The following is a 21501-nucleotide window of genomic DNA, read 5'->3' as shown; positions in this document are numbered from 1 at the left end:
AGCACTGCTTTTTGCGGTGCTTATTTTTTTATTTACCTAAAAATTTAAAGATTTTTTCTCAGATGTTCTAATGCATTAATGATAAGATCATCATTCTTCGCAAAGCTGAAGCGTACGTGATCCGAGTTTTGTTTGGAGTTGTAAAAAGCAGAAAGCGGAAGGCATGCTACCTTTTTATCAATTGTAAGCCATTTTGAAAATTCTACATCAGTCATCGTCTGGGAAATATTTCTGAAATTCACAACCTGAAAAACTGCGCCTTCAGCTCTATGTTCCACTATAAAAGGAGTTTCCTTAATGAGATCATTAAAAATATCACGCTTTTTCTGCATCAGATGCTGATTTTCAGAAGGATCAAATATATCCAGATATCTGGCGATTGCGTACTGGCATGGGGCATTGGCGCTGTAAGATATGTACTGCTGATGGCATCTGAATTTTGCAGTGAGATCTTCGGAAGATAAAAGATAACTCACTTTCCATCCTGTGGAATGAAACATTTTTCCGAATGAAAAAATACAGAAAGTTCTTTTTTGAAGTTCCGGGTGAAGAAACGCACTGTAATGCTCATTTCCGTCATAACAGTAAGTGTCATAGATTTCTTCGGAAATCAGGTAAATTTCTTGATGTTTTATGATTTCGTAAAGCTGATTCCATTCGGTTTTTGACCATACTTTTCCGGTAGGATTTTGTGGTGAATTTACAATAATAGCTTTCGTTCTTTCAGAAATACAGCTTTTAAGTTTCTCCCAGTTAATTGTAAAATCGACATCAAGATCGTAGTAAACAGGGATTCCGTGATTTAAAACAATCGAAGGACCATAAGTATAGTAAGATGGTTGAATGACAATAACTTCATCTCCTTGATTAATAATACATTTGAGAGCTGTATATAATGTAAAGGTTGCACATGGTGTAATGGTCACCTGCCCATCATTTAGAAAAATGCTGTTAGCTCTTTTGGAATTATAACGGATTATACTTCCAATCAGCAGCGGGTTTCCCGCAAGAGGTTCATAATGGTGCGTTGACTGATCGGCTGCTTCTTTCAAAAATGTTTTAAGATGCGGATCGATATCAAAATCAGCAAGACCTAATGAAAGATCAAAGCTGTTGTTTTTCAAAGCCAGCTCAGACATTTCAGAAAAAAAGGAGTAATGGGTAAATCCGTAAACTTTCTCCATAAATTTTGCATTTAGTCAAATATAATAAATTTACACGTTCGTGTGAATTCAAATAAAATTAGTTATTTTTAGGCAAATAAAATTTATAATGATAAAACTATTAATCCCGATATTTTCAATAGCCTTACTGGTAAGCTGCGGAACAGCAAAGAATTCATCAAAATATGATAAAGCTTTTCTTTCTGCCTACAAAGAAATTAAATCTTCTGATTTAAAGAAAAATCTATACGTTATCGCTTCTGACGAGATGGAAGGCAGAGATACAGGTAGTCCCGGACAAAAAAGGGCAGGAGCATATATGGTTAATTATTATAAAAATCTTGGAATTTCTTATCCTAAAGCACTTGGTTCTTATTACCAGAAAGTTCCTTCCGATTTCATGAAAAAGTTCGGCGGATCGACTCTTCCAGATTCTGAAAATATTCTGGCTTTTGTAGAAGGTTCTGAAAAACCTGAAGAAATTGTTGTGGTTTCAGCACATTATGATCATGTAGGAACAAAAAATGGAGTCGTTTATAATGGTGCCGATGATGACGGAAGCGGAACTGTAGCCGTTATGGAAATCGCAAAAGCTTTCCAAAGTGCTAAGAAAGCCGGAAAAGGACCTAAAAGATCGGTATTATTTCTTCATGTAACGGGAGAGGAGCATGGTCTTTTCGGATCTGCATATTATGCGGAAAATCCCGTTTTTCCACTTGCCAATACAGTGGTTGATCTGAATATTGATATGATTGGTCGTGATGATCCCGAAAACAGAGGCAAGCAATATGTTTATGTCATCGGTTCTGAAATGCTAAGCTCACAGCTCAAAGTACTCAATGAAGAAGCAAACAAAAAAACAAATAATCTGGAGCTGAACTACAAATACGACGATCCTGCTGATCCGCAAAGGTTGTATTACAGATCAGATCATTATAATTTTGCCAAAAATAATGTTCCTGTCGCTTTCTTTTTTGACGGTATTCATGAAGATTATCATAAACCAACTGATGATCCTGAGAAAATTGACTATGAGCTTCTTACTAAGAGAACTCAACTCGTTTTTGCAACAGCCTGGGAAATTGCAAACAGACCCGAGAGAATCGTGGTAGATAAGAAATAATGATAATCATGAATGAAAATTTAAAATCTATCCGCCCTTTTGTCGGATCCCAAAACTTTGAAACCAGCCGAAATTTTTATAAAGATCTCGGTTTTGAAGAAATCATATTGGAGCCGAAACTATCCTTATTTCGCCGGAATGAAACAGCATTTTATCTTCAGGATGCCTATGTGAAAGACTGGATTGATAATACCATGCTTTTTGTGGAAGTAGAAAATACAGATGAATTTTGGAATTACCTTGAAAGCCTCCATCTTACGGATAAATATCCTACTGCAAAACTATCGCCAGTGAAAACAATGCCTTGGGGAAAAGAATGTTTTGTACATGATCCGTGCGGTGTTTTGTGGCATTTCGGAGAATTCTTTAATAAGTAACAGCATTATTTTTTTATATCAAATTTCAATAATTTCTTTAAGCAGCTCATGAAAAAATATCCAGAAACATGACAAATATCACCAAATATTATTTTTAATAATTCTAAATAAATATAAATTTGATGTAGTTAAGAATAGTAAAAAAACATATCTTAATCATATCCATATCAATTTTTGTTTTTAAAGCCGGCAGAATTATCTGCCGGCTTATTTATTTGTAAACTTAAATAGGGGAAAATCGAGTGATCTCACCAAGAATCGAACTTGGATCTAAAGTTTAGGAAACTTCTATTCTATCCGTTGAACTATGAGACCGTGCTCCAAATGTATTAAAAAAAATTAAAATGTAAAATAATGAGAGTTATATATAAGTCTAATAAATTAAAAGAATCCGCTCTTTAGGAACGGATTCAGTAGATAAAAACATCTCATTTTTTTAATTAGACAACAATAAAAAAGCACAGCCGACGATGCTGTGCTTAAATTTTTATAAATTTAATTGCAATTTCAGATCTGAAAAAAGCAAAATATGTTTCCACTTCAGTTGTATTTCGTAGTAAATGTAGAAATAAAAATTCGTATTTACAATAAACGAAATGTTAAAATTCACAACTTATCCACATTTTTTTGTGGATAAGTTGAAGCTATTTATTTTTAACGAGAATCTTATCTGTTGCCATTCTGCTAAGAACTTCCTGTTTTCCGTCAACTTCTACGGTTATAGATTTATCAAAACTCTCAATTTTTATAATCTTTATTTTTTTATTTAATAGTAAATTTCTTTCGGTGAGATAATTGAGAAATGCATCATCGGAAAGTGTTACGGAAGTGAATATTACTGTTTCACCAACATTGCAGGAACTCAGTTTTTGCAGATCCTGAGAAATGATATTTCCGTCTTTGTCGGGAATAGGCTCACCATGTGGATCGAATTTCGGATGATCCAGAATTTCATCCATTTTATCAAAAAATATTGTGGAATGTACATGCTCAAGCTGCTCGGCAATTTCATGAACATTTTCCCATCCAAAATTCATTTTTTTAACCAGAAACATTTCAGTAAGCCTGTGCTTTCTTACCACCAGAGCGGCTTCGCGTCTTCCTTTTTCTGTAACGATGAGAGGTTTGTAGGTCTCATAAATAACCCAGTTTTTATCGGCAAACTTCTTCATCATATTGTTGACACTCGGCATTTTTACGGATAAAAATTTGCTGAGCTCATTAATCGTTACTTTGCTTTCACTGTCTACCAAGTGAAATAAAGCTTTGAGGTAGTTTTCTTCCGTAAGTGTTGTTTTCAAAATGTTAGAGGCTTTATACTACAAATCTAACAAATTATTATCAATAATATAAGATTGTTAGTCTTAGTTTTTTTAATTTTACACTATGAAATTTTCATTTAAAAACGATTATTCGGAAGGTTGTCATCCCAATATTTTACAGGCTTTATTATCATCTAACTACGATCAACAGGCAGGTTACGGAGAAGATCAGTATTCCTTAGAAGCTAAAGATCTCATCAGGCAAAAAATTAAAAATCCGCAATCGGAAATTTATTTTGTTTCCGGAGGCACCCAGGCAAACCTGATTGTGATCTCTTCTGTTTTAAGGCCTTATCAATGTGCGATTTCTGCAAGTACAGGACATATTTTAAATAATGAAACAGGAGCTATTGAAGCCACCGGACACAAAATATTAAGTGTAGAAAAAGAAGATGGAAAACTGACACCTGCCGATATCATTCCCATTCTTGAAAGTCATAAAAATGTTCCGCATCAGGTAATGCCAAAACTGGTTTACATTTCCAACTCTACGGAACTGGGAACGATTTATACTTTTAACGAACTTAAAAATCTCTCAGTCTTCTGTAAAGAAAATAACCTTTATTTATTTATGGATGGGGCGAGAATGGGACATGGACTGACGGCAGAAACGAGTGACCTTAATCTTGAACAAGTTGCGGAGCTTACAGATATCTTTTATCTGGGCGGAACCAAAAACGGAGCATTGATTGGAGAAGCTATCGTAATAAATAATAAAGAACTGAAACAGGATTTTGCTTTTAACGTCAAACAAAAAGGGGCTTTACTGGCTAAAGGAAGACTGCTTGGAATTCAGTTTTTAGAGCTAATGAAAAATGAGCTGTATTTCGAGCTGGCAAAACAGGCGAATCAGCAGGCGATGAAGATGAAAAATGCGATGAAGGAAAGAGGAATTCAGTTTTTGGCGGATACACATACCAACCAGATTTTTCCTGTATTGAGCAACGATCTGATTGAAAAACTTTCAGAGAAATTTGAATTTTATGTCTGGAAAAAAGTTGACGACAAATCTTCGGCCATACGTCTTATTACTTCATGGAATACAAGCGACGAACCGGTGAATGAATTTATTAAAATCATCAAAGACGAATTATAAAAACAGCCTTAAATACAAGGCTGTTTTGTTGATTTACATTCTTTAATTTTATTGTAAGGCTTTTGCAACCAGAGCGCAATCGGTAGCTTTAAGCATGCGCCCTCCGGTATATTTTATTTTTTTCTCGTCTGCATATTTTGTTCCTGTTTCAGGATCTCTGTTTCCTATACCTTCGCTCAGTCCATCTTTAGTCTGAAGAAAATAAATATCATTTTTATTCCCTGATTTTCCTTCGGATGCAAATTCGTAAGTAAGTTTAAGGGTATCTCCTGATTTAAACCCGTATAATTCACCTTTATTACTGTCTTTTTCGCTGTTCTTTGTTGTCATTTTCCCGGTTATTGTTCCCAGATTTTCATCGAAACTTACAAAAACGCTGTCTTTTCCTGTCACTCCCATATAGCAATAAGATTTAGCTGTCAGAGTATCAACTACTTTTTCGCTTGCAGTCATTGTGTCTGTTTGTGCTGTCTCAGGAGCCGGAGCTTCAGCTTTTTTATTGCAGTTTATTAAAAAAACTGACAATAAACTTAATAAGATTAATTTTTTCATATCTTTTTTAATTATGTTAAATTAATTTCCAGTTAAGCTAAAATACCAATACTATTCCGATATGAAAATTAAATTAGTGAATAATCTGATAAAGCAAAATTATTAGACTTTAAGACATCCCCGAAATCCTCTTGCAGCATAATAGGATTCAGCGCCGTTATGATACATAAAAACAGTATCATATCTTCTGTCACAAAAAACTGCGCCGCCTAATTCTCTTATATTTTCGGGAGTTTTAATCCAGCTTGAAGTTTTGAGATCGAATTTTCCCAATTGCTGAAGATGGCGATATTGCTCTTCGGTTAATATTTCTATACCCATTTCATTGGCTTTGTCCACAATATTTCCTTCCGGTTTGTTGGCTTTTCTTGAATTCCATGCCGGATAATCATAGCAAAGGCTTCGGCGTTTCGGGCTTTCTGGAGCGCAGTCGAAAAAAATATATTCTCCAGTGTCTTCATCCTTACCAACAACATCAGGTTCGCCTTCAGTGATTTCCATTTCATATAAAGACCAAAGTTTTTCAGGATGATTTTCCAGTTTCTCCTGAACATCGCGCCATTCAATATTCTGATGTCTCAAGAGGTTATTTTCAAATCTGGTTTTAAGAATTTCAATTAATTCGCTGCTTTTTTCAGGAGATAGTTTTTTAGTGGCCATGGATGTTTTTATTTAATCTCCAAAATACAAAAGTTTACTTAGATATTTTTGATTTATTCTGAATATTTCCATTTTCACATAATATTTGTATAAGGAAAACTCCTTGAACAAAAGATGGTTCTCTTTAAACAAAACATCAGAAAACCTGCTGTTTAAATTGGCTTTTCATTATAAATCTGACAAAAGGCAGGAAGACCAGATTTGTTTTATTAACTTTGCAGCTCAATATAATTTTTATGCACAAAGCAGGATTTGTAAATATAGTCGGGAAACCGAATGCCGGAAAATCTACCTTACTCAATCAGTTGATGGGAGAGAAGTTGGCAATTGTTACCCAGAAAGCACAGACCACACGCCACAGAATTTTTGGAATTTATAACGAAGAAGATTTACAGATCGTATTTTCTGATACACCGGGAGTTTTAGATCCGAAATACGGTTTGCAGGAAAAAATGATGGATTTTGTAAAAGATTCTCTTCAGGACGCGGATGTTTTCCTATTTATCGTGGATGTTACCGATAAAGCTGAACCTTCAGAATTCTTAATCGATAAACTTAATAAAATACCTGTTCCGGTTTTACTGTTACTTAATAAAGTAGACCAGACGGATCAGGAAGGTCTTGAAAAACTGGTTGAAACCTGGCATGAAAGAATACCAAAAGCCGAAATACTCCCGATTTCTGCATTAAATGCTTTTAATACAGATATTATCTTGCCCAAGCTGAAATCGTTACTCCCGGAAAATCCGCCATACTACGACAAAGATCAATATACGGATAAGCCGGAAAGATTTTTCGTAAACGAAGCGATTCGTGAGAAAATCTTATTAAATTATGATAAGGAAATTCCTTATTCGGTGGAAGTAGTTACCGAACAGTTTAAAGAAAAAGAAGGAATTATATTCATCGATTCTATTATTTACGTAGAAAGAGATACGCAAAAAGGAATTCTGATAGGGCATAAAGGAGAGGCCATTAAAAAAGTAGGAACAGAATCAAGGATCGATCTGGAAAAATTTTTCAACAAAAAAATTCATCTTAATCTTTTTGTAAAGGTGAAAAAAGACTGGAGAAAAAATGACAGAGACCTTAAAAATTTCGGCTACAGATAGACTAAGAAACGTAGTAAAGCCGTTGTATTAAAAGAATTTCATTATATTTAATTTAAAATTTTTTGACTTAATGAATTATTTGAACCGGACAAATTCTAATTCAATTTTTAAAGATATTATTTTATTCATAGTAAGGGTGTTTATAGGTTTCGCCATGCTGTCTCACGGATTTCCGAAACTTCAAATGCTTCTGGAAGGAGGCAATATTCAGTTTTATGATTTTCTGGGAATGGGACCAACTGTAACTTTAACCTTAACGGTCTTTGCTGAATTTGCTTGTTCAATATTTCTTATTTTAGGACTTTTCACCAGAGTGGCTTTAGGGTTTCTGGTTTTTACAATGGTTATTGCAGGTTTTGTTGTTCATGGAGCAGATCCTTTTGAAAAGCGGGAGATGAGTCTTATCTATCTTTCAGTGTATTTGCTTTTCATGGTTTTTGGTCCCGGCAAAATCTCCGTAGATTTTATGATTGAAAAAAGGAAAAGAGCCAGTGAATGGTAATAAGATAATACAGAATTCTTCCCAACTCTTTTTGACTATTAAACATATACAAAAAGAACCAAATTATTCCATCGGAAATAAAATATAATATTTTCATAGATAATCCAGGATCTCACGAATATTTTTAAACTCCATAAAATACTCAGATTCCGGTTTTTCCTCATGATGCTCATGTGCCCAGGTAATATGATACGGAACGTGAGCTGCATATCCGCCGTTTTCCAGAACAGGTAAGATATCAGATTTTATTGAATTTCCGATCATTAAAAAACTTTCAGGCGTACAGTCAAGATGTTTTATAAGTTTCTGGTAATCGCTTTTTTTCTTATCACTCATGATTTCAATATGATGAAAATATTTCTCCAATCCAGATTTTCTGAGTTTACGCTCCTGATCCAACAGATCACCTTTGGTAGCAACCACCAGTCTGTATTTACCCTGCAGATGCTCCAAAGTTTCGGGAACACCCTCAAGAAGCTCAACTGGTTTCTGCAGCAGATCATGCCCGATATCAATAACTTTATTCATTATCGATAAAGGAGCGTTTCCGTTTGAAATTCTGCCTGCTGTTTCCATCATGCACAGCATAAAACCTTTTACACCGTATCCGTAGAGATGAAGATTCCGCATTTCGGTACCATACAGTTCACGGGCAACAGATTCATGGGGCATATAATTTTCAAGCAGACGGCAGAAAGACATTTCGGCTTCCTGAAAATAAGTTTCATTGATCCAAAGCGTATCATCTGCATCAAAAGCAATTGTATTGATAGAATTCATAATATATTAAACTAAGATTTTGTAATTTTCAGGTTCAAAATTCAGAATTAAAAATAAAACGTAAAAGGACATTTGTCCGGATCATTATTATGCTGAGAACGAATCAACCATTTTTAGACTATCTGGAAGAGCTTTATCAGAAGCAGTCACGTAAAGAAAATATCGTTTTAAAATCTTATGGAAAAGGTGAAAAAATACTTTCCCAAAACGAATCGTCTACCAAAATTATGCTTATTAGAAGCGGAATTACCAAATGTTATTTCGTAGAAGAAAATGATAAAGAATATATTGTTGAATTCCTTGGAAAAGGAGAAATTATAGGAGAGATTGAGGTGATAAAAAATGTTCCGTGTCTTTGCAGTATTGAAGCGATGACAGAAGTTACGGTGTATGCGATGTCTATTCCTTACTTCAGGAATTTACTTAAAAATGACCTTACGCTGAATAATTTTTTGCTTGATGTTTTTGCTGAACGCATTGTTAATACTTCGAGCAGAGCGTCTTATCAGCAACTGCACACCACAGAACACACCCTTAGCCAGCTTCTTGAATTAAAATCAAAAGAAATGGAAATCTCGAAAGAAGATATGGCGGCCTATCTTGGAATTACGTTAAGAAGCCTGAACAGAGCCCTGAAGGAAATAAATGAAAATAATACCGGTGAATAGGCTATAGGTAAAGAAAAATCTTCCAGTATATTTGCAGAATAAATGCTGTTAAATTATGGAAGAGATTATCTTCAGAAACGCTTCCTTTGAAGATTTACCGAAAATCGTTGAGATTTATAATTCTACCATTCCATCAAGAATGGTAACTGCTGATACCGAAAATGTTTCTATTAAAAGTAAAATTCAGTGGTTCAATGAACACAACCCTGAAAACCGTCCGTTATGGATCATTGAAGACAATCAGAAAAATGTATTGGGCTGGGTAAGCTTTTCATCATTTTACGGAAGACCTGCTTACAAGGGTACTGTAGAAATAAGCATCTATATGGATGAAAGCAGCCGTGGAAAAGGTCTTGGCAAAAAAGTTCTGAAATATTGTATTGATAATGCAAAAAATTTTGAAATAAAAATATTATTAGGCTTTATTTTTCTCCATAATGAACCGAGCTTAAAACTTTTCAGACATCTCGGATTTGAAGATTGGGGAACTTTTCCGGATGTTGCCGTTTTGGATGGCGTAGAAAGAACTCTGAAAATTCTGGGAAAAAGAATCGACTGATTATCTTATTTTTTTAGACTGTTCTACGAGACGTTTAATTCTTGCGTCAAGATCTTCACTGGAAAGTGTCTGGCGGAGGCTGTCTACTTTTATCGGGAAACTGAGCGGTGTAAATGAATTTGCAAATTTCAGAATGATTTTTGACTTTTCAATTCTTTTGAAAGCTTCCACCAACCTCTGTTCCTGCAGCTGCATATTAAAAACTTCCGTATAAGCCTGTCTTACCAGAAAATGCTCTGGATCATAATCTTCAAGCACTTTAAAAATAAGTCCTGCGGAACTCTGTAAAGATTTGTTTGATCTTTGCTGACCCGGGAAATTCTGAATGACCATTCCTGAAATTACAGCAATGTCTCTGAACTTTCTTCTCGCCATTTCTGCTGCATTAATACTTGAAATAACATCCGTTATCAAATTTTCGCGGGTTAAAATCTGTTCTAAATTATTTTCATTTAACGGAATTTCCTTATCACTGAAGAGTTCAAAACCATAATCATTCATCGCCATTGAAAATGAAATCGGAGCCAGTTTAGAAATCCTATACGCAATAAGGGCAGCCATTACTTCATGTACTAAACGCCCTTCGAAAGGATACATAAAAAGATGATAGCCTTCCCGGTTTTTAATTAATTCCACCAAAAATTCATTCTCTTCCGGAATATGTGACCGTTCTTCCTGGTTGGTCAATAGCGGGTGAAGGAATTTCAATTCTTTTTCAGAAGATTTAGGATTAAGCGCTCCCGATAATTTTTGCCTTAAAAACTGCCCGAGATTTGAACTCAACGGAAGTCTTCCGCCGAGATAGCTGGGTGCAAAAGCTTTTCCTTTTGAAGCCCTTACGAACACTGTCATATCCTTAATCATCGCGACTTCCAAGACACGACCGGCGAGGATAAATTTATCTTCTTTTTTTAGCCTTGAAATAAAATATTCTTCCACCATTCCGATATATCCTCCGGAAATAAATTTCACTTTCAGCATGGCATCACTCACAATAACACCCATATTCATCCGGTGCAGCATGGAAATTCTTCGTGAGGTTACTTTATACAAACCATTTTCGTCAATTACAATCTTATGAAACTCTTCATAACTTTTTAATGCTTTTCCACCGATGGTTAAAAAATCAAGAATGTTTTTCCATTCGTCATCTGTCATTTCCTGAAAGGCAAACGTTTCTTTAATTGCAGGATAGATATCATGAGGATAAAATCCGTCGCCAATCGCAAGTGTCATCAGGAACTGAACAAGGACATCAAAACATAAAACCTGTGGGTCACGCGGCTCAATAACATTATTTTTTACCGCTTCTTTTAAAGCAGAAACTTCAATCAATTCTAATGAATGTGTAGGAACACAGTAAATTTTGGATGTCTCAAATGGAGAATGTCCACTTCGCCCTGCGCGCTGTAAAAATCTTGCGACACCTTTTGCAGAACCAATCTGAATTACGGTATCAACAGGTTTAAAATCAATTCCCAAATCCAGAGAGGAAGTTGAAACCACGGCTTTGAGTTTTCCATTACTTAAATTCTCTTCAATCCAGATTCTTAAATGTGAATCAATGGAACTGTGGTGAATAGCGATCTGGCCCGCAAAATCAGGATAAGCATCCAGTAAAAGCTGATACCACATTTCGCTCTGACTTCTTGTATTGGTAAAAACAATTGTAGAGTTGGAATTGAGAATAATAGGAACAACCTTATCCGCTAATTTATGTCCCAAATGACCTGCCCACGGCAAAATTTCCACTTCATCAGGAAAAACGGAAAGGATATCAATTTTCTTTTTTTCTTTTGCCGTGATTTTTATTTTTTTTACATCATAAGGAATAAGAACGTTTATCGCTTCATCGAGGTTGCCTATCGTAGCAGTGATTCCCCAGATTTTTAGTTTCGGAGTATATCTTCTGAGCTGAAATATACCGAGTTCAACCATCACACCGCGTTTAGAACCTAATAATTCGTGCCATTCATCAATAACAATCGTCTGAAGATTCTGAAAAAAACGCTGATGATTTTTTTGTCCGAGAAGCAGATGAAGGCTTTCAGGGGTGGCAACCAGAATTTCAGGCATATTTTTCACCTGCTGTTGTCTAACTTTCGGATCTGTATCACCATTTCGAACGCCGACCGCCCAGTCTAAACCGATTTCATCAATTACTTCCTGCATGGCTTTGGCAATATCTTTTGAAAGCGAACGGAGTGGGGTAATCCAGATCATTTTCAGACCTTTTTTATATTTTTCAGGGCGATTCAGGAAATCTGAAATCAATGCTAAAAAGACAGAATATGTTTTACCAAAACCTGTTGGTGCCACAACCATTCCACTGTAGCCATTTCCAAATTTGCGCCAGGTTTCTACCTGAAATTTAAAGGGGGAAATGCCTTTATCGCTCATCCAGTTTTGAATGATTTGGTAGCCATTGGTATTTTCGAATGTTGTCAAACTTTAAAAATATGTAAGTTATTAACGCTATGAAAGCAAAGTTTTTTTAATATATTTAGTTACGTTCGCAAAGGCATTTCACTCAGCCAATGTCATTCCTTCAGAAGTGCACTTTGCGATCAAAAAAATATCTTAAAATAATTATTGCGGATTTTGTTTTTAAATTTTACTGTATCAATTTCTTAATCTCCTCAAGATCATCAATTTCATCTACTGTTTTATCTTTCCGCCACCTTAGAATTCTCGGGAAACGGAGCGCTACACCGCTTTTATGACGATTACTGAATCCGATTCCTTCAAAAGCAATCTCAAAAACAAGCTCTGCTTTCACGGTTCGAACCGGGCCAAATTTTTCGATTGCATTTTTATTTACGAATTTACTGACTTCCATAATTTCTTTATCCGTCAATCCCGAATACGCTTTGGCAATCGTGACCAGCTTATCCTCATTTTTTACGGCAAATGTATAATCTGTATAGTAAGCACTTCGCCGGCCGCTTCCTTTTTGAGCATAAATGAGAACAGCATCAATAGTTAACGGATTAATTTTCCATTTCCACCAATCACCTTTTTTTCTTCCGGAATGATAAGGTGAGTTTTTCTGTTTCAGCATTAAACCTTCACTGTTGATGTCTCTTGAACTTTCTCTGATTTTGTCTAATTCATTCCAATTACTAAACTCAATAACTTGAGATATTTTAATATTTTCAGGATGTTCATTTAACAATAATTCCTCAAGCATGGCTCTTCTCGCAGAAATTGGTTTTTCCCGAAGATCATTATTTTCAAGTTCCAGCAAATCGTAAACAAAAACCTGAATTGGAATTTCTGAAAGCATTTTTTTTGTTAAAGTTTTCCTGTTTAATCTTTTTTGTAATTCATTAAAATTTAAAACTTTATCATCTTTTACCGCAAGTATTTCTCCATCTAATACAAAATTCCCTTTCATGTTCTGAATAACGTCTTTTATTTCAGGAAACTGTTCGGTAACAAGCTCTTCGCCTCTCGACCAGATAAAAACTTCGTCATTCCTTCTGATGATCTGCCCGCGAATTCCGTCCCATTTGTATTCGACAAGCCATTCATCAACATTTCCTAATTCATTTAAATCTTTTTCCAAAGGATAGGCAAGACAGAAAGGGTAGGGTTTTGAATTATCGGGATTGATATTTTCCGCATAAACCAATTCATGAAAAGATACTTCATCAGGCTGCCATTTCCCCATGAGGCTGTGCGTTAAGGTACTTGATTCCTGTTGGGTAAATTTAGTCAGAGCATTGATTAATGTTTTGTCGGAAACTCCGATCCTGAAACTTCCGCCTAGTAATTTATTGAAAATCAAACGTTCCGTATAATCCAGGCCGTTCCATGAACGGAGTACGAATTCTTTTTTTTCAAGATCTGTTTTATTTTTCAGATTAATAATTTCATTCATCCATTCAGATAGAGAACGTTCAATTTGTTCTGTAGGTGGAGGAAGGATCAATGAAAGTGTTTCCCCAAGATCTCCTACCGACGAATAACTTTCCTGAAACAGCCAGAATGGCAATTCTGTAATTTCTAATGCCCATTCTTTCATGTAGTTGGTGTTCACATTTCGCTTTGGCCTTTTTCCTGTAAACAAGGCGATGAACCAGACTTTATCCTCATCCGGCGCACGTTCGAGATAATCGATAATGGCATCGATTTTAGCATTCGTTTTATTGGTGCTTTCCAAAGCGTTGATAAGTTCTGCGAAATGTTTCATTATTGATTTTTATCTTCAAAAAAAGTTCAACTTTACGATTTAATGATCTCTTTTTCTGTTTCCTCTTCATCATCGTCTCCATACAAAGTTTCTACAACATCAGATTGTATTCCTATTTCATTCAAATATTTAGAAAAAACTTCGGTCTGTCCGTGTGTTACGTGAACCAGTTCAGCTTCTGTGGCTTTGATAGCTTGCAATAGCCCTTTCCAGTCGGCGTGGTCACTCATAGCGAAACCGGCATCTGCACTTCTCCATCTTCTTGCACCACGCACCTGCATCCATCCGGAACAAATAGCCGTAGCTGCATTTGGAATTTTTTTAATAACATTAGAATCTAATAAAGCAGGCGGAACAATAACGATTTCATCCTGAAGATGTTTTACACTTTCTCTGAAATCTGGAATTTCGTATTCAGGAAGGTCGATTCCAACGGCTTCAAACGCTTCGTTGAGTTTTCCGATGGAATAATGTACATGAATTTTCCCTAAACCTTCAACCGCTTTCATTATTCTTTGGGCTTTTCCCAGAGAATATCCGATAAAGACTGAAGTCTTCTGATTTTCTTTATTTCTTAAAACCCAATTCTGTAATTTTTTATTTAAATCTTCTACCTCAAGCCAGTTATAAATAGGAAGTCCGAAAGTACTTTCTGTGACAAACTCGTTACATTTTACAAGTTCAAAGGGCGTACTCAGTCCATCGTCCTGAACTTTATAGTCTCCGGAAACAACACTTACATATCCTTTATATTCCAGTCTGATCTGTGCAGAACCAATAATATGACCCGCAGGATGTAGGGAAACTTTTACTCCGTTGATATTGACAGTCTCACCATATTCAACACTCTGACATTCGATATCTTCACTGATTCTTATGTATAAAATAGGCTTTGTAAAATGATGGCAGAGGTATTTTTTCATTCCCCAACGGGCGTGATCGGCGTGTCCATGGGTGATGACTGCAAGATCAACAGGCCGCCACGGATCAATATAAAATTTTCCTTGCGGACAGAAAATGCCTTTGTTTGTAAATATGATTAATTTCAATGGTGTAGAGATTTAAAATCCTAATATCCAAAAATCCAACCAAAAAAAGCTGACAAATTAATTTTATATTATTTCGAACTACTTTTCACATTTTCTGAAAGTATTTCAATTGCTTTTTCCATTTCATTAAAACCAAGATTTCCAAAACCCAGCCGCATTGCCGTAAGATTCCGGTTTTGGTAGAGTAGTGTTTTTGGGATGAAAAGATTATCCTGAATACATTTTCTGGAAAGTTTCATGAGGTTCACAGGAACTTTCCACTCTGTCCAAATAGCCAATCCTCCGGAGGGAATTTTAAAATCGATGTATTCATGCAAATATTCTTTCAGCAAATAAGAGAAATGGTCTCTTCTTTCCTTATAAATTTTAAGAGATTTTTTCAGATAGCGGTTGATTTCCCCTTCGGCAATCATTTCACCAAGAACATGTTCCATTAAAATATCACCCTGCCTGTCGATAATACCCAGATATTTTCTCATTTCGGCCATTACGTTTTCTGGAGCTACAATGAATCCGGTACGAAAACCCGGTACCAGTGATTTCCCGAACGATCCTATATAAATCACCATACCTTTTGTATCTGCACTTGCCAAAGGAAGAATCGGGCTTTTATCATAATGAAAATCATAATCGTAATCATCTTCTAAAATAATAAAACCATATTCCTGAGCGAGTTTCAACAATTCGAGTCTTCTTTTTGCACTCAGGGCAACTGTGGTAGGATAGTGGTGATGAGGCGTAATATATAACATTCTGATATCTTGTTTTTCACAGATTTTCCGTACTTCATCTACTTTGATTCCGTCTTCATCCATAGAAACGGAATTGATTGTAACACCTTTTCTCTGGAAAATCATATTTACGGAAAAGTAGCTTAGTTCACCTACCAGAACAGTATCACCTTCAGAAAGAAGAACTTCGGACACAATATACATACTCATCTCAGTACTTCGCGTGATGAGAAGATTGTTTTTTGAGATCGGCAATCCTCGCGATAAATTTAGGTATTGTGCAAGATGCTGTTTAAAAAATTCACTTCCGTCCTGATTGTACTGTCCGATTTTATGAGCTTTTCTTTTTAAAATGGAAGTGTAAATTCTTGAATACTGATCTACCTGAGTAAGTCGAATATCAGGGATTCCATCATTAAAAATATATTCACATGAGGAATGTTCAAATGGATTATCAAGTATATTGGAAGTCTTGAAAGAGAATCCTGTTGTGCCAGGATAGTTTTCAAGGCTGTTCTTTTTAATTTTCTCGATCTGAACAGGTTTATTCTGATCTTTTCCTATGACGAACGTTCCTTTATTAGGAAAACTTTCTACCCATCCCTGAGCCAGAAGTTCATCATAAACAGATACAATAGTATTTCTGTGAACCTTCAGAACCATGCTTAACGTTCTGGTTCCGGGAAGTTTGGTTCCGAATGGAAGAAACCCACGCTGAATGGCATTAATCAGCTGATTTGAAATCTGCATATAAACAGAAACCTCTGAAGATCTGTCTATTGTAATGAAACTTTGATAAGGAATTTCAACCGGACTATTCATTATATTAAAACTGGTACCATATAACCATCCGGCAATATACTATTTTTGAGGCAAACAAAATAAAATGTCACTTTATAATCTTTTAGAGAAAATTGTTCAGCATAATGAAAGTCATGCAAAATGGCTGAATACTTTGTCTTATATGGAAAATGCAGGTGCGAGAAAAATTTCTGCCTGCGAACATCCGTCAGAAGTTAATCTCATCCAGTTGAAACATGCAGCGGAAGAACACCGGCACGCTTATTATCTTAAAAAACAAATTCTTAGAGTTAATTCAAAAATTTGTGAAAATTACAGAAATGAAGAATTGCTTGCATCTACTTCTACCAAACAGTATCTTCATAGTCTTGACATTAAAACTTGTAAATATCTGCAACAAAAGTTTTCATTAAAAAAAGAAGAGTTAAAATACGCAGCTTATCTTTTTGTAACGTATGCTATTGAAGTTCGTGCAGATAAATTATATCCCGTTTACCAGGAGATTCTCACAAAACATTCTTCAAAGGTTATGGTAAAATCAATTATTCTTGAAGAAGAAGGGCATTTAGAAGAAATGGTAAGCCAGCTCGATAAATTTTCTGAGGATTGGAAATCTCATGCTGAATATATTTTAAAAATTGAAAATGAACTTCATGAGCATTGGATTCAGTCTATTTCGCAGGAAATGATAGAAGTAAATCATGTTTAAGGATTTTCTGTATTTTGAAAACGCTTTACAAAAGAGAAAGCAAAGCGACATTTTAAGAATTTTAAAAACTCAAAACAGCGGAATTGATTTTTATTCAAATGATTATTTGGGATTAGCAAGAAATGAGGAATTTCAGAAAATCCTGCTAAGAACAGTTCAGGGAAATCCTGAATTACTGAAAGGAAGCACCGGATCACGACTGATAAGCGGAAATAGCGCGATTGTCACAGAAACAGAAAATTTTATTGCCGAGAAACATCAGTATGAGTCAGCACTTCTTTTTCCTTCTGGATATAATGCTAACCTGGCTTTGTTTTCATCACTTCCAAACCGTCATGATACGGTTATTATCGATGAAAAGATTCACCGGTCGGTGCATGATGGCTGTATGATGTCACATTGTAGAAAATTAAAATTCGCCCATAATGACTGCTTCCACTTGGAAGAGATTCTCAAAAAACAAAAAGGCAAGGTTTATATTACTGTTGAAAGTTTGTATTCAATGGATGGAGACGTTGCTCCGCTGCATGAAATTGCTGAACTCGCAGAACAATACAATGCTGGACTTATTGTTGATGAAGCACATGCCTTCGGGGTTTTCGGATATGGATTAGTCGATCGTTTTCGGCTTCAGAAAAAGGTTCTTGCAACAGTTGTCACCTACGGAAAAGCATTGGGAACACACGGAGCTTCAATTCTTACAAATAATGTGATAAAATCTTTTCTTATCAATTTTGCTTCACCTTTCATCTACTCTACCTCGGCGCATGATTTTCTATGGAAAAGTATTTTTGAAGGATATTATTTTTTGACTGTAAATGATAAATTATCAACAAAGCTTCAGGAAAAAATTAAAATTTTTCGTAATCAGAATGTAAAAACCGTCTCTAACGAAAATAGTCCGATACAGGCTATCATTATTCCGGATAACAATCGGCTGAAAGCTTTAACAAAGACTTTATCAGATCAAGGATTTTTAACCTATGCAGTTTTCAGTCCGACCGTAAAGGAAGGCACGGAAAGACTCAGAATTTGTCTGCATACTTTCAATAAAGAGGAAGAAATTCTGAAGCTTACAGAAATCATTAAAGAATTTGCCTGAAAATAAATTAACACAACGAAATATGGATGTAAATAAACTGAAATCAATATCCGAAACTTTATTCGTTACAGGAATAGGAACCGAGGTAGGAAAAACAGTCTGTTCGGCAATTTTAACAAAATATTTTAATGCAGACTACTGGAAACCTTTACAGTCAGGGGATCTGGAGTTTTCCGACAGCATGAAAATAACAAGCTGGACCAATGAAAATACAATCTGCTATCCTGAAACTTACCGATTGAAACTGGCTGCATCGCCTCATCAGTCAGCAAAAGAAGAAGGAATTGAAATTGACTTAAACAAGTTTAAAATTCCCCAGACACAAAACAATCTTATCATAGAAGGAGCCGGAGGACTTATGGTTCCGTTGAATGATAATGAATTGATGATTGATCTTATCGAAAAACTCAACGTTCCGGTAGCACTTGTGGTGAAGAATTATCTGGGTTGCATTAATCACACTTTATTATCCATGATGGTTTTAAACCAAAGAAAAATTAAACTAAAATATTTAATTCTTAACGGAAATTTTCCTCAAGATACTGAGCGAATTATTGTTAAAAATATTCATCATGAAACAACAATTATAAGAATTCCTTATCTCAATGAAATAACAAAACAACAGATAGAAACTGCTACAAAAGAATTAGAAAAATATGAAAGATAAAACAGCACTTAGAAACGACTGGACAAAAGAAGAGATTGAGAAAATTTATAATCTCCCACTTCTTGAACTTATATACAAAGCAGCCACCACACACCGTGAATGGCACAATCCCGAAGAAATACAGATGTCTACTTTATTATCAATAAAAACCGGCGGATGTCCCGAAGACTGTTCGTATTGCGGACAGGCCGCAAGATATCATACAGATATCAAAGTAAAGGCATTACTGCCGACGGAAAAAGTAATTGAGCATGCCAAGAAGGCAAAAGAAGGCGGATCATCACGTTTCTGTATGGCCGCAGCGTGGAGAGAGGTGCGTAATAACCGTGATTTCGACCGCGTAATTGATATGGTAAAAGGAGTCAATGAGCTGGGAATGGAAGTTTGTTGTACGTTGGGAATGCTTACAGAAGAACAGGCAGTCCGTTTGCAGGAAGCAGGATTGTATGCTTATAATCACAATCTGGACACCTCCGAGCAATATTATGAAGAAATTATTTCTACACGGACTTTTGACAATAGAATCAACACGATCAATAACGTAAGAAAGGCAGGAATTACCGTGTGTTCAGGAGGAATAATAGGACTGGGGGAGACTCATGGCGACAGGATTTCCATGCTTTTAACACTGGCAACGATGCCCAGACATCCGGAATCTGTTCCTATCAATGCTTTAGCAAGAGTAAAAGGCACACCCCTCGAAAACAACCAGAAAACGGATACCTGGGAAATGGTGAGAATGATTGCTACAGCAAGAATCATTATGCCGTCATCAATGATCCGTTTGAGTGCCGGACGAATTGAAATGACGGAATTTGAGCAGGGCTGGTGTTTTATGGCAGGTGCAAACTCCATATTTACAGGGGAAAGAGAAACTTTACTGGTTACTCCGAATCCGGGAGTTTCAGAAGATATAGAATTGCTTAAAACTTTAGGTCTTAAACCGATGGTAAAAGAAAAAACAATGTGTTAAGAAGTAAATAGTGATAATGGATTATTAAATTTTCACTGATAATTCATTATCATTTTTAATTATCTAAATTAAAATTACTCATGAATCTATCAAAACGGGACAAAGCCGTCAACTGGCATCCTTATACTCAGATGAAAACAGCTAATGACATTATTCCGATCGTCAGAGGCAAAGGAATTTATCTTTTTGACGATGAAGGAAAACAATATATAGATGCAGTTTCTTCTTGGTGGGTAACGCTTCATGGTCATGCGCATCCTTATATCGCAAAACGGGTTTCCGATCAGTTGCATACTCTGGAACAGGTGATTTTTGCAGGATTTACCCATGAGCCGGCTGTACAGCTTTCCGAAAATCTCTTGAGTCTCCTTCCTGAAAATCAGAAGAAAATCTTCTATTCGGATAATGGTTCAACTGCTGTAGAAGTAGCTTTAAAAATGTGCATTCAATACGCTTACAATCAGAAACATAAAAAAACAAAAATTCTTGCTTTTAAAAATGCTTATCACGGAGATACTTTTGGTGCGATGTCGGTGAGCGGAAGAAGTGTATGGACACAGCCTTTCGGGGAAATGCTTTTTGAAGTCGTCTTTATTGATGTTCCGACTGCGGAAAACCTCGACCGCCTTACAACATTTATTGAAAGTATCTCACATGAAACCGCTTGTTTCATTTATGAGCCGTTGATTCAGGGTGCGGCAGGAATGCTGATGCATAAGGCTGAAGATTTGTCGGAATTAATGAAAGTATGCAGAAAACAGAAAATATTAATGATTCAGGATGAAGTTTTTACAGGTTTCGGAAGGACAGGAAAACTTTTCGCAGCCGATCATCTTTCGGAAAAGCCTGATATTATGTGTTTTTCCAAAGGACTTACCGGTGGTACAATGCCAATGGGGATCACCAGCTGTTCCCTTGAAATTTTCGATGAATTTTTATCAGATGATCGATACAAAACACTTTTCCACGGACATTCTTTCACGGCTAATCCGCTAGCTTGTACAGCAGCCCTCGCAAGCATGGAACTTTTACTACAGCCTGAAACGCTTGAGAATATTGATCTTATTGTTAAAAAACATTCAGTATTTTCAGAAATTCTCAGGAGACATTCAAAAGTTGAAAATGTACGGCAGACAGGAACCATTCTGGCTTGGGAAATTATAAGCAGCGGAAAGACTTCGTATTTTAATGATATTGTAAAAATGTTGTATAAAGAATTTCTAAATAGGGGAATCATCCTCCGGCCTTTGGGAAATGTAATGTATCTTGTTCCGCCTTATTGCATTACGTCTGAGGAACTTGATTTTATTTACCATCAGATTATAGAAGTTTTAGATCATTTTTACCATTAAAATATTTT

Annotated in this window: 21 protein-coding genes and 1 tRNA gene; 12 read left to right on the top strand and 10 right to left on the bottom strand. The window is 35.8% G+C overall.

Annotated features, from left to right (window positions below; translation table 11 throughout):
* Positions 1 to 44: 44 nt before the first annotated feature.
* Positions 45 to 1184, bottom strand: a complete 1140-nt coding sequence (locus tag BLR30_RS04985) for an aminotransferase class I/II-fold pyridoxal phosphate-dependent enzyme (protein ID WP_089855659.1) — start codon at positions 1182 to 1184, stop codon at positions 45 to 47.
* Positions 1185 to 1272: 88 nt separating this feature from the next.
* Here BLR30_RS04985 and BLR30_RS04980 point away from each other — a divergent pair, with 88 nt between their 5' ends.
* The gene (locus BLR30_RS04980) at positions 1273 to 2286 is read left to right on the top strand and encodes a M28 family metallopeptidase (protein ID WP_089855656.1); all 1014 of its coding nucleotides are present in this window, start codon (positions 1273 to 1275) and stop codon (positions 2284 to 2286) included.
* Positions 2287 to 2294: 8 nt separating this feature from the next.
* Positions 2295 to 2663, top strand: a complete 369-nt coding sequence (locus tag BLR30_RS04975; RefSeq protein WP_089855935.1) for a VOC family protein — start codon at positions 2295 to 2297, stop codon at positions 2661 to 2663.
* 243 nt (positions 2664 to 2906) lie between these two features.
* Here BLR30_RS04975 and BLR30_RS04970 read toward each other — a convergent pair.
* Positions 2907 to 2978 (bottom strand) — tRNA-Arg (locus tag BLR30_RS04970).
* 329 nt (positions 2979 to 3307) lie between these two features.
* The gene (locus BLR30_RS04965) at positions 3308 to 3964 is read right to left on the bottom strand and encodes a metal-dependent transcriptional regulator (protein WP_089855653.1); all 657 of its coding nucleotides are present in this window, start codon (positions 3962 to 3964) and stop codon (positions 3308 to 3310) included.
* Positions 3965 to 4049: 85 nt separating this feature from the next.
* On the opposite strand from BLR30_RS04965, the gene BLR30_RS04960 reads away from it, so the two are divergent.
* Positions 4050 to 5081 carry a threonine aldolase family protein gene (locus tag BLR30_RS04960; RefSeq protein WP_089855649.1) on the top strand — a complete coding sequence of 344 codons (1032 nt, stop codon included), beginning with the start codon at positions 4050 to 4052 and terminating at the stop codon, positions 5079 to 5081.
* Between the two features lie 48 nt (positions 5082 to 5129).
* Here the strand turns inward: BLR30_RS04960 and BLR30_RS04955 are convergent, their stop codons facing one another.
* Positions 5130 to 5633, bottom strand: coding sequence for a hypothetical protein (locus tag BLR30_RS04955; RefSeq protein WP_089855646.1), 504 nt, complete (start codon positions 5631 to 5633; stop codon positions 5130 to 5132).
* A 102-nt stretch (positions 5634 to 5735) separates the two neighbouring features.
* Complete coding sequence (locus BLR30_RS04950; RefSeq protein WP_089855644.1) at positions 5736 to 6293, bottom strand: DUF4256 domain-containing protein; 558 nt, start codon at positions 6291 to 6293, stop codon at positions 5736 to 5738.
* Positions 6294 to 6529: 236 nt separating this feature from the next.
* On the opposite strand from BLR30_RS04950, the gene era reads away from it, so the two are divergent.
* Together era and BLR30_RS04940 are read left to right on the top strand one after the other, a co-directional pair.
* Entirely contained in the window at positions 6530 to 7405 is an 876-nt protein-coding gene (era, locus tag BLR30_RS04945) for a GTPase Era (RefSeq protein ID WP_089855641.1), read from the top strand.
* Between the two features lie 70 nt (positions 7406 to 7475).
* Positions 7476 to 7907: a DoxX family protein gene (locus BLR30_RS04940; protein WP_089855638.1), complete on the top strand. Its 432-nt coding sequence runs from the start codon at positions 7476 to 7478 to the stop codon at positions 7905 to 7907.
* Positions 7908 to 8000: 93 nt separating this feature from the next.
* Here the strand turns inward: BLR30_RS04940 and BLR30_RS04935 are convergent, their stop codons facing one another.
* Positions 8001 to 8690: an HAD family hydrolase gene (locus tag BLR30_RS04935; protein WP_089855635.1), complete on the bottom strand. Its 690-nt coding sequence runs from the start codon at positions 8688 to 8690 to the stop codon at positions 8001 to 8003.
* A gap of 86 nt (positions 8691 to 8776) precedes the next feature.
* Between BLR30_RS04935 and BLR30_RS04930 the strand changes: the two genes are divergently transcribed.
* Both BLR30_RS04930 and BLR30_RS04925 read left to right on the top strand, forming a co-directional pair.
* The gene (locus tag BLR30_RS04930) at positions 8777 to 9355 is read left to right on the top strand and encodes a Crp/Fnr family transcriptional regulator (protein WP_089855632.1); all 579 of its coding nucleotides are present in this window, start codon (positions 8777 to 8779) and stop codon (positions 9353 to 9355) included.
* A gap of 55 nt (positions 9356 to 9410) precedes the next feature.
* Positions 9411 to 9914 (top strand): GNAT family N-acetyltransferase, encoded by a 504-nt coding sequence (locus tag BLR30_RS04925; protein WP_089855629.1) that lies wholly within the window; start codon positions 9411 to 9413, stop codon positions 9912 to 9914.
* Here the strand turns inward: BLR30_RS04925 and BLR30_RS04920 are convergent, their stop codons facing one another.
* The 4 genes from BLR30_RS04920 to BLR30_RS04905 all read right to left on the bottom strand — a co-directional run bounded on the left by BLR30_RS04920 (position 9915) and on the right by BLR30_RS04905 (position 16711).
* A complete protein-coding gene (locus BLR30_RS04920) occupies positions 9915 to 12362 on the bottom strand; it encodes a ligase-associated DNA damage response DEXH box helicase (RefSeq protein WP_089855626.1) in 2448 nt (815 codons plus the stop codon). It abuts the gene before it with no gap.
* Positions 12363 to 12528: 166 nt separating this feature from the next.
* Positions 12529 to 14109, bottom strand: a complete 1581-nt coding sequence (locus tag BLR30_RS04915) for an ATP-dependent DNA ligase (RefSeq protein ID WP_089855622.1) — start codon at positions 14107 to 14109, stop codon at positions 12529 to 12531.
* Between the two features lie 32 nt (positions 14110 to 14141).
* A complete protein-coding gene (locus BLR30_RS04910) occupies positions 14142 to 15158 on the bottom strand; it encodes a ligase-associated DNA damage response exonuclease (RefSeq protein WP_089855619.1) in 1017 nt (338 codons plus the stop codon).
* Positions 15159 to 15226: 68 nt separating this feature from the next.
* Complete coding sequence (locus BLR30_RS04905) at positions 15227 to 16711, bottom strand: aminotransferase-like domain-containing protein (RefSeq protein WP_089855616.1); 1485 nt, start codon at positions 16709 to 16711, stop codon at positions 15227 to 15229.
* A gap of 64 nt (positions 16712 to 16775) precedes the next feature.
* Between BLR30_RS04905 and BLR30_RS04900 the strand changes: the two genes are divergently transcribed.
* The 5 genes from BLR30_RS04900 (at position 16776) to bioA (ending at position 21493) form a co-directional block, all read left to right on the top strand.
* Positions 16776 to 17399: a hypothetical protein gene (locus BLR30_RS04900; RefSeq protein WP_089855612.1), complete on the top strand. Its 624-nt coding sequence runs from the start codon at positions 16776 to 16778 to the stop codon at positions 17397 to 17399.
* The gene (locus BLR30_RS04895) at positions 17392 to 18501 is read left to right on the top strand and encodes an aminotransferase class I/II-fold pyridoxal phosphate-dependent enzyme (protein WP_089855609.1); all 1110 of its coding nucleotides are present in this window, start codon (positions 17392 to 17394) and stop codon (positions 18499 to 18501) included. The genes BLR30_RS04900 and BLR30_RS04895 overlap by 8 nt, the downstream gene beginning before the upstream one ends.
* A gap of 22 nt (positions 18502 to 18523) precedes the next feature.
* On the top strand, positions 18524 to 19168 hold the full coding sequence (bioD, locus tag BLR30_RS04890) for a dethiobiotin synthase (RefSeq protein ID WP_089855606.1): 645 nt from the start codon (positions 18524 to 18526) through the stop codon (positions 19166 to 19168).
* Positions 19158 to 20141 (top strand): biotin synthase BioB, encoded by a 984-nt coding sequence (gene bioB / locus BLR30_RS04885; RefSeq protein WP_089855603.1) that lies wholly within the window; start codon positions 19158 to 19160, stop codon positions 20139 to 20141. Before bioD ends, bioB begins: the two co-directional genes overlap by 11 nt.
* A gap of 80 nt (positions 20142 to 20221) precedes the next feature.
* Entirely contained in the window at positions 20222 to 21493 is a 1272-nt protein-coding gene (gene bioA / locus BLR30_RS04880) for an adenosylmethionine--8-amino-7-oxononanoate transaminase (RefSeq protein ID WP_089855600.1), read from the top strand.
* Positions 21494 to 21501: the final 8 nt, after the last annotated feature.

Origin of the sequence: Chryseobacterium taeanense (genome assembly GCF_900099685.1) — a bacterium.
In the GTDB taxonomy this organism is placed as follows: domain Bacteria; phylum Bacteroidota; class Bacteroidia; order Flavobacteriales; family Weeksellaceae; genus Chryseobacterium; species Chryseobacterium taeanense.
The sequence above is the reverse complement of the archived record's forward strand: the minus strand, read 5'-3'. Positions and strand labels throughout refer to the sequence as shown.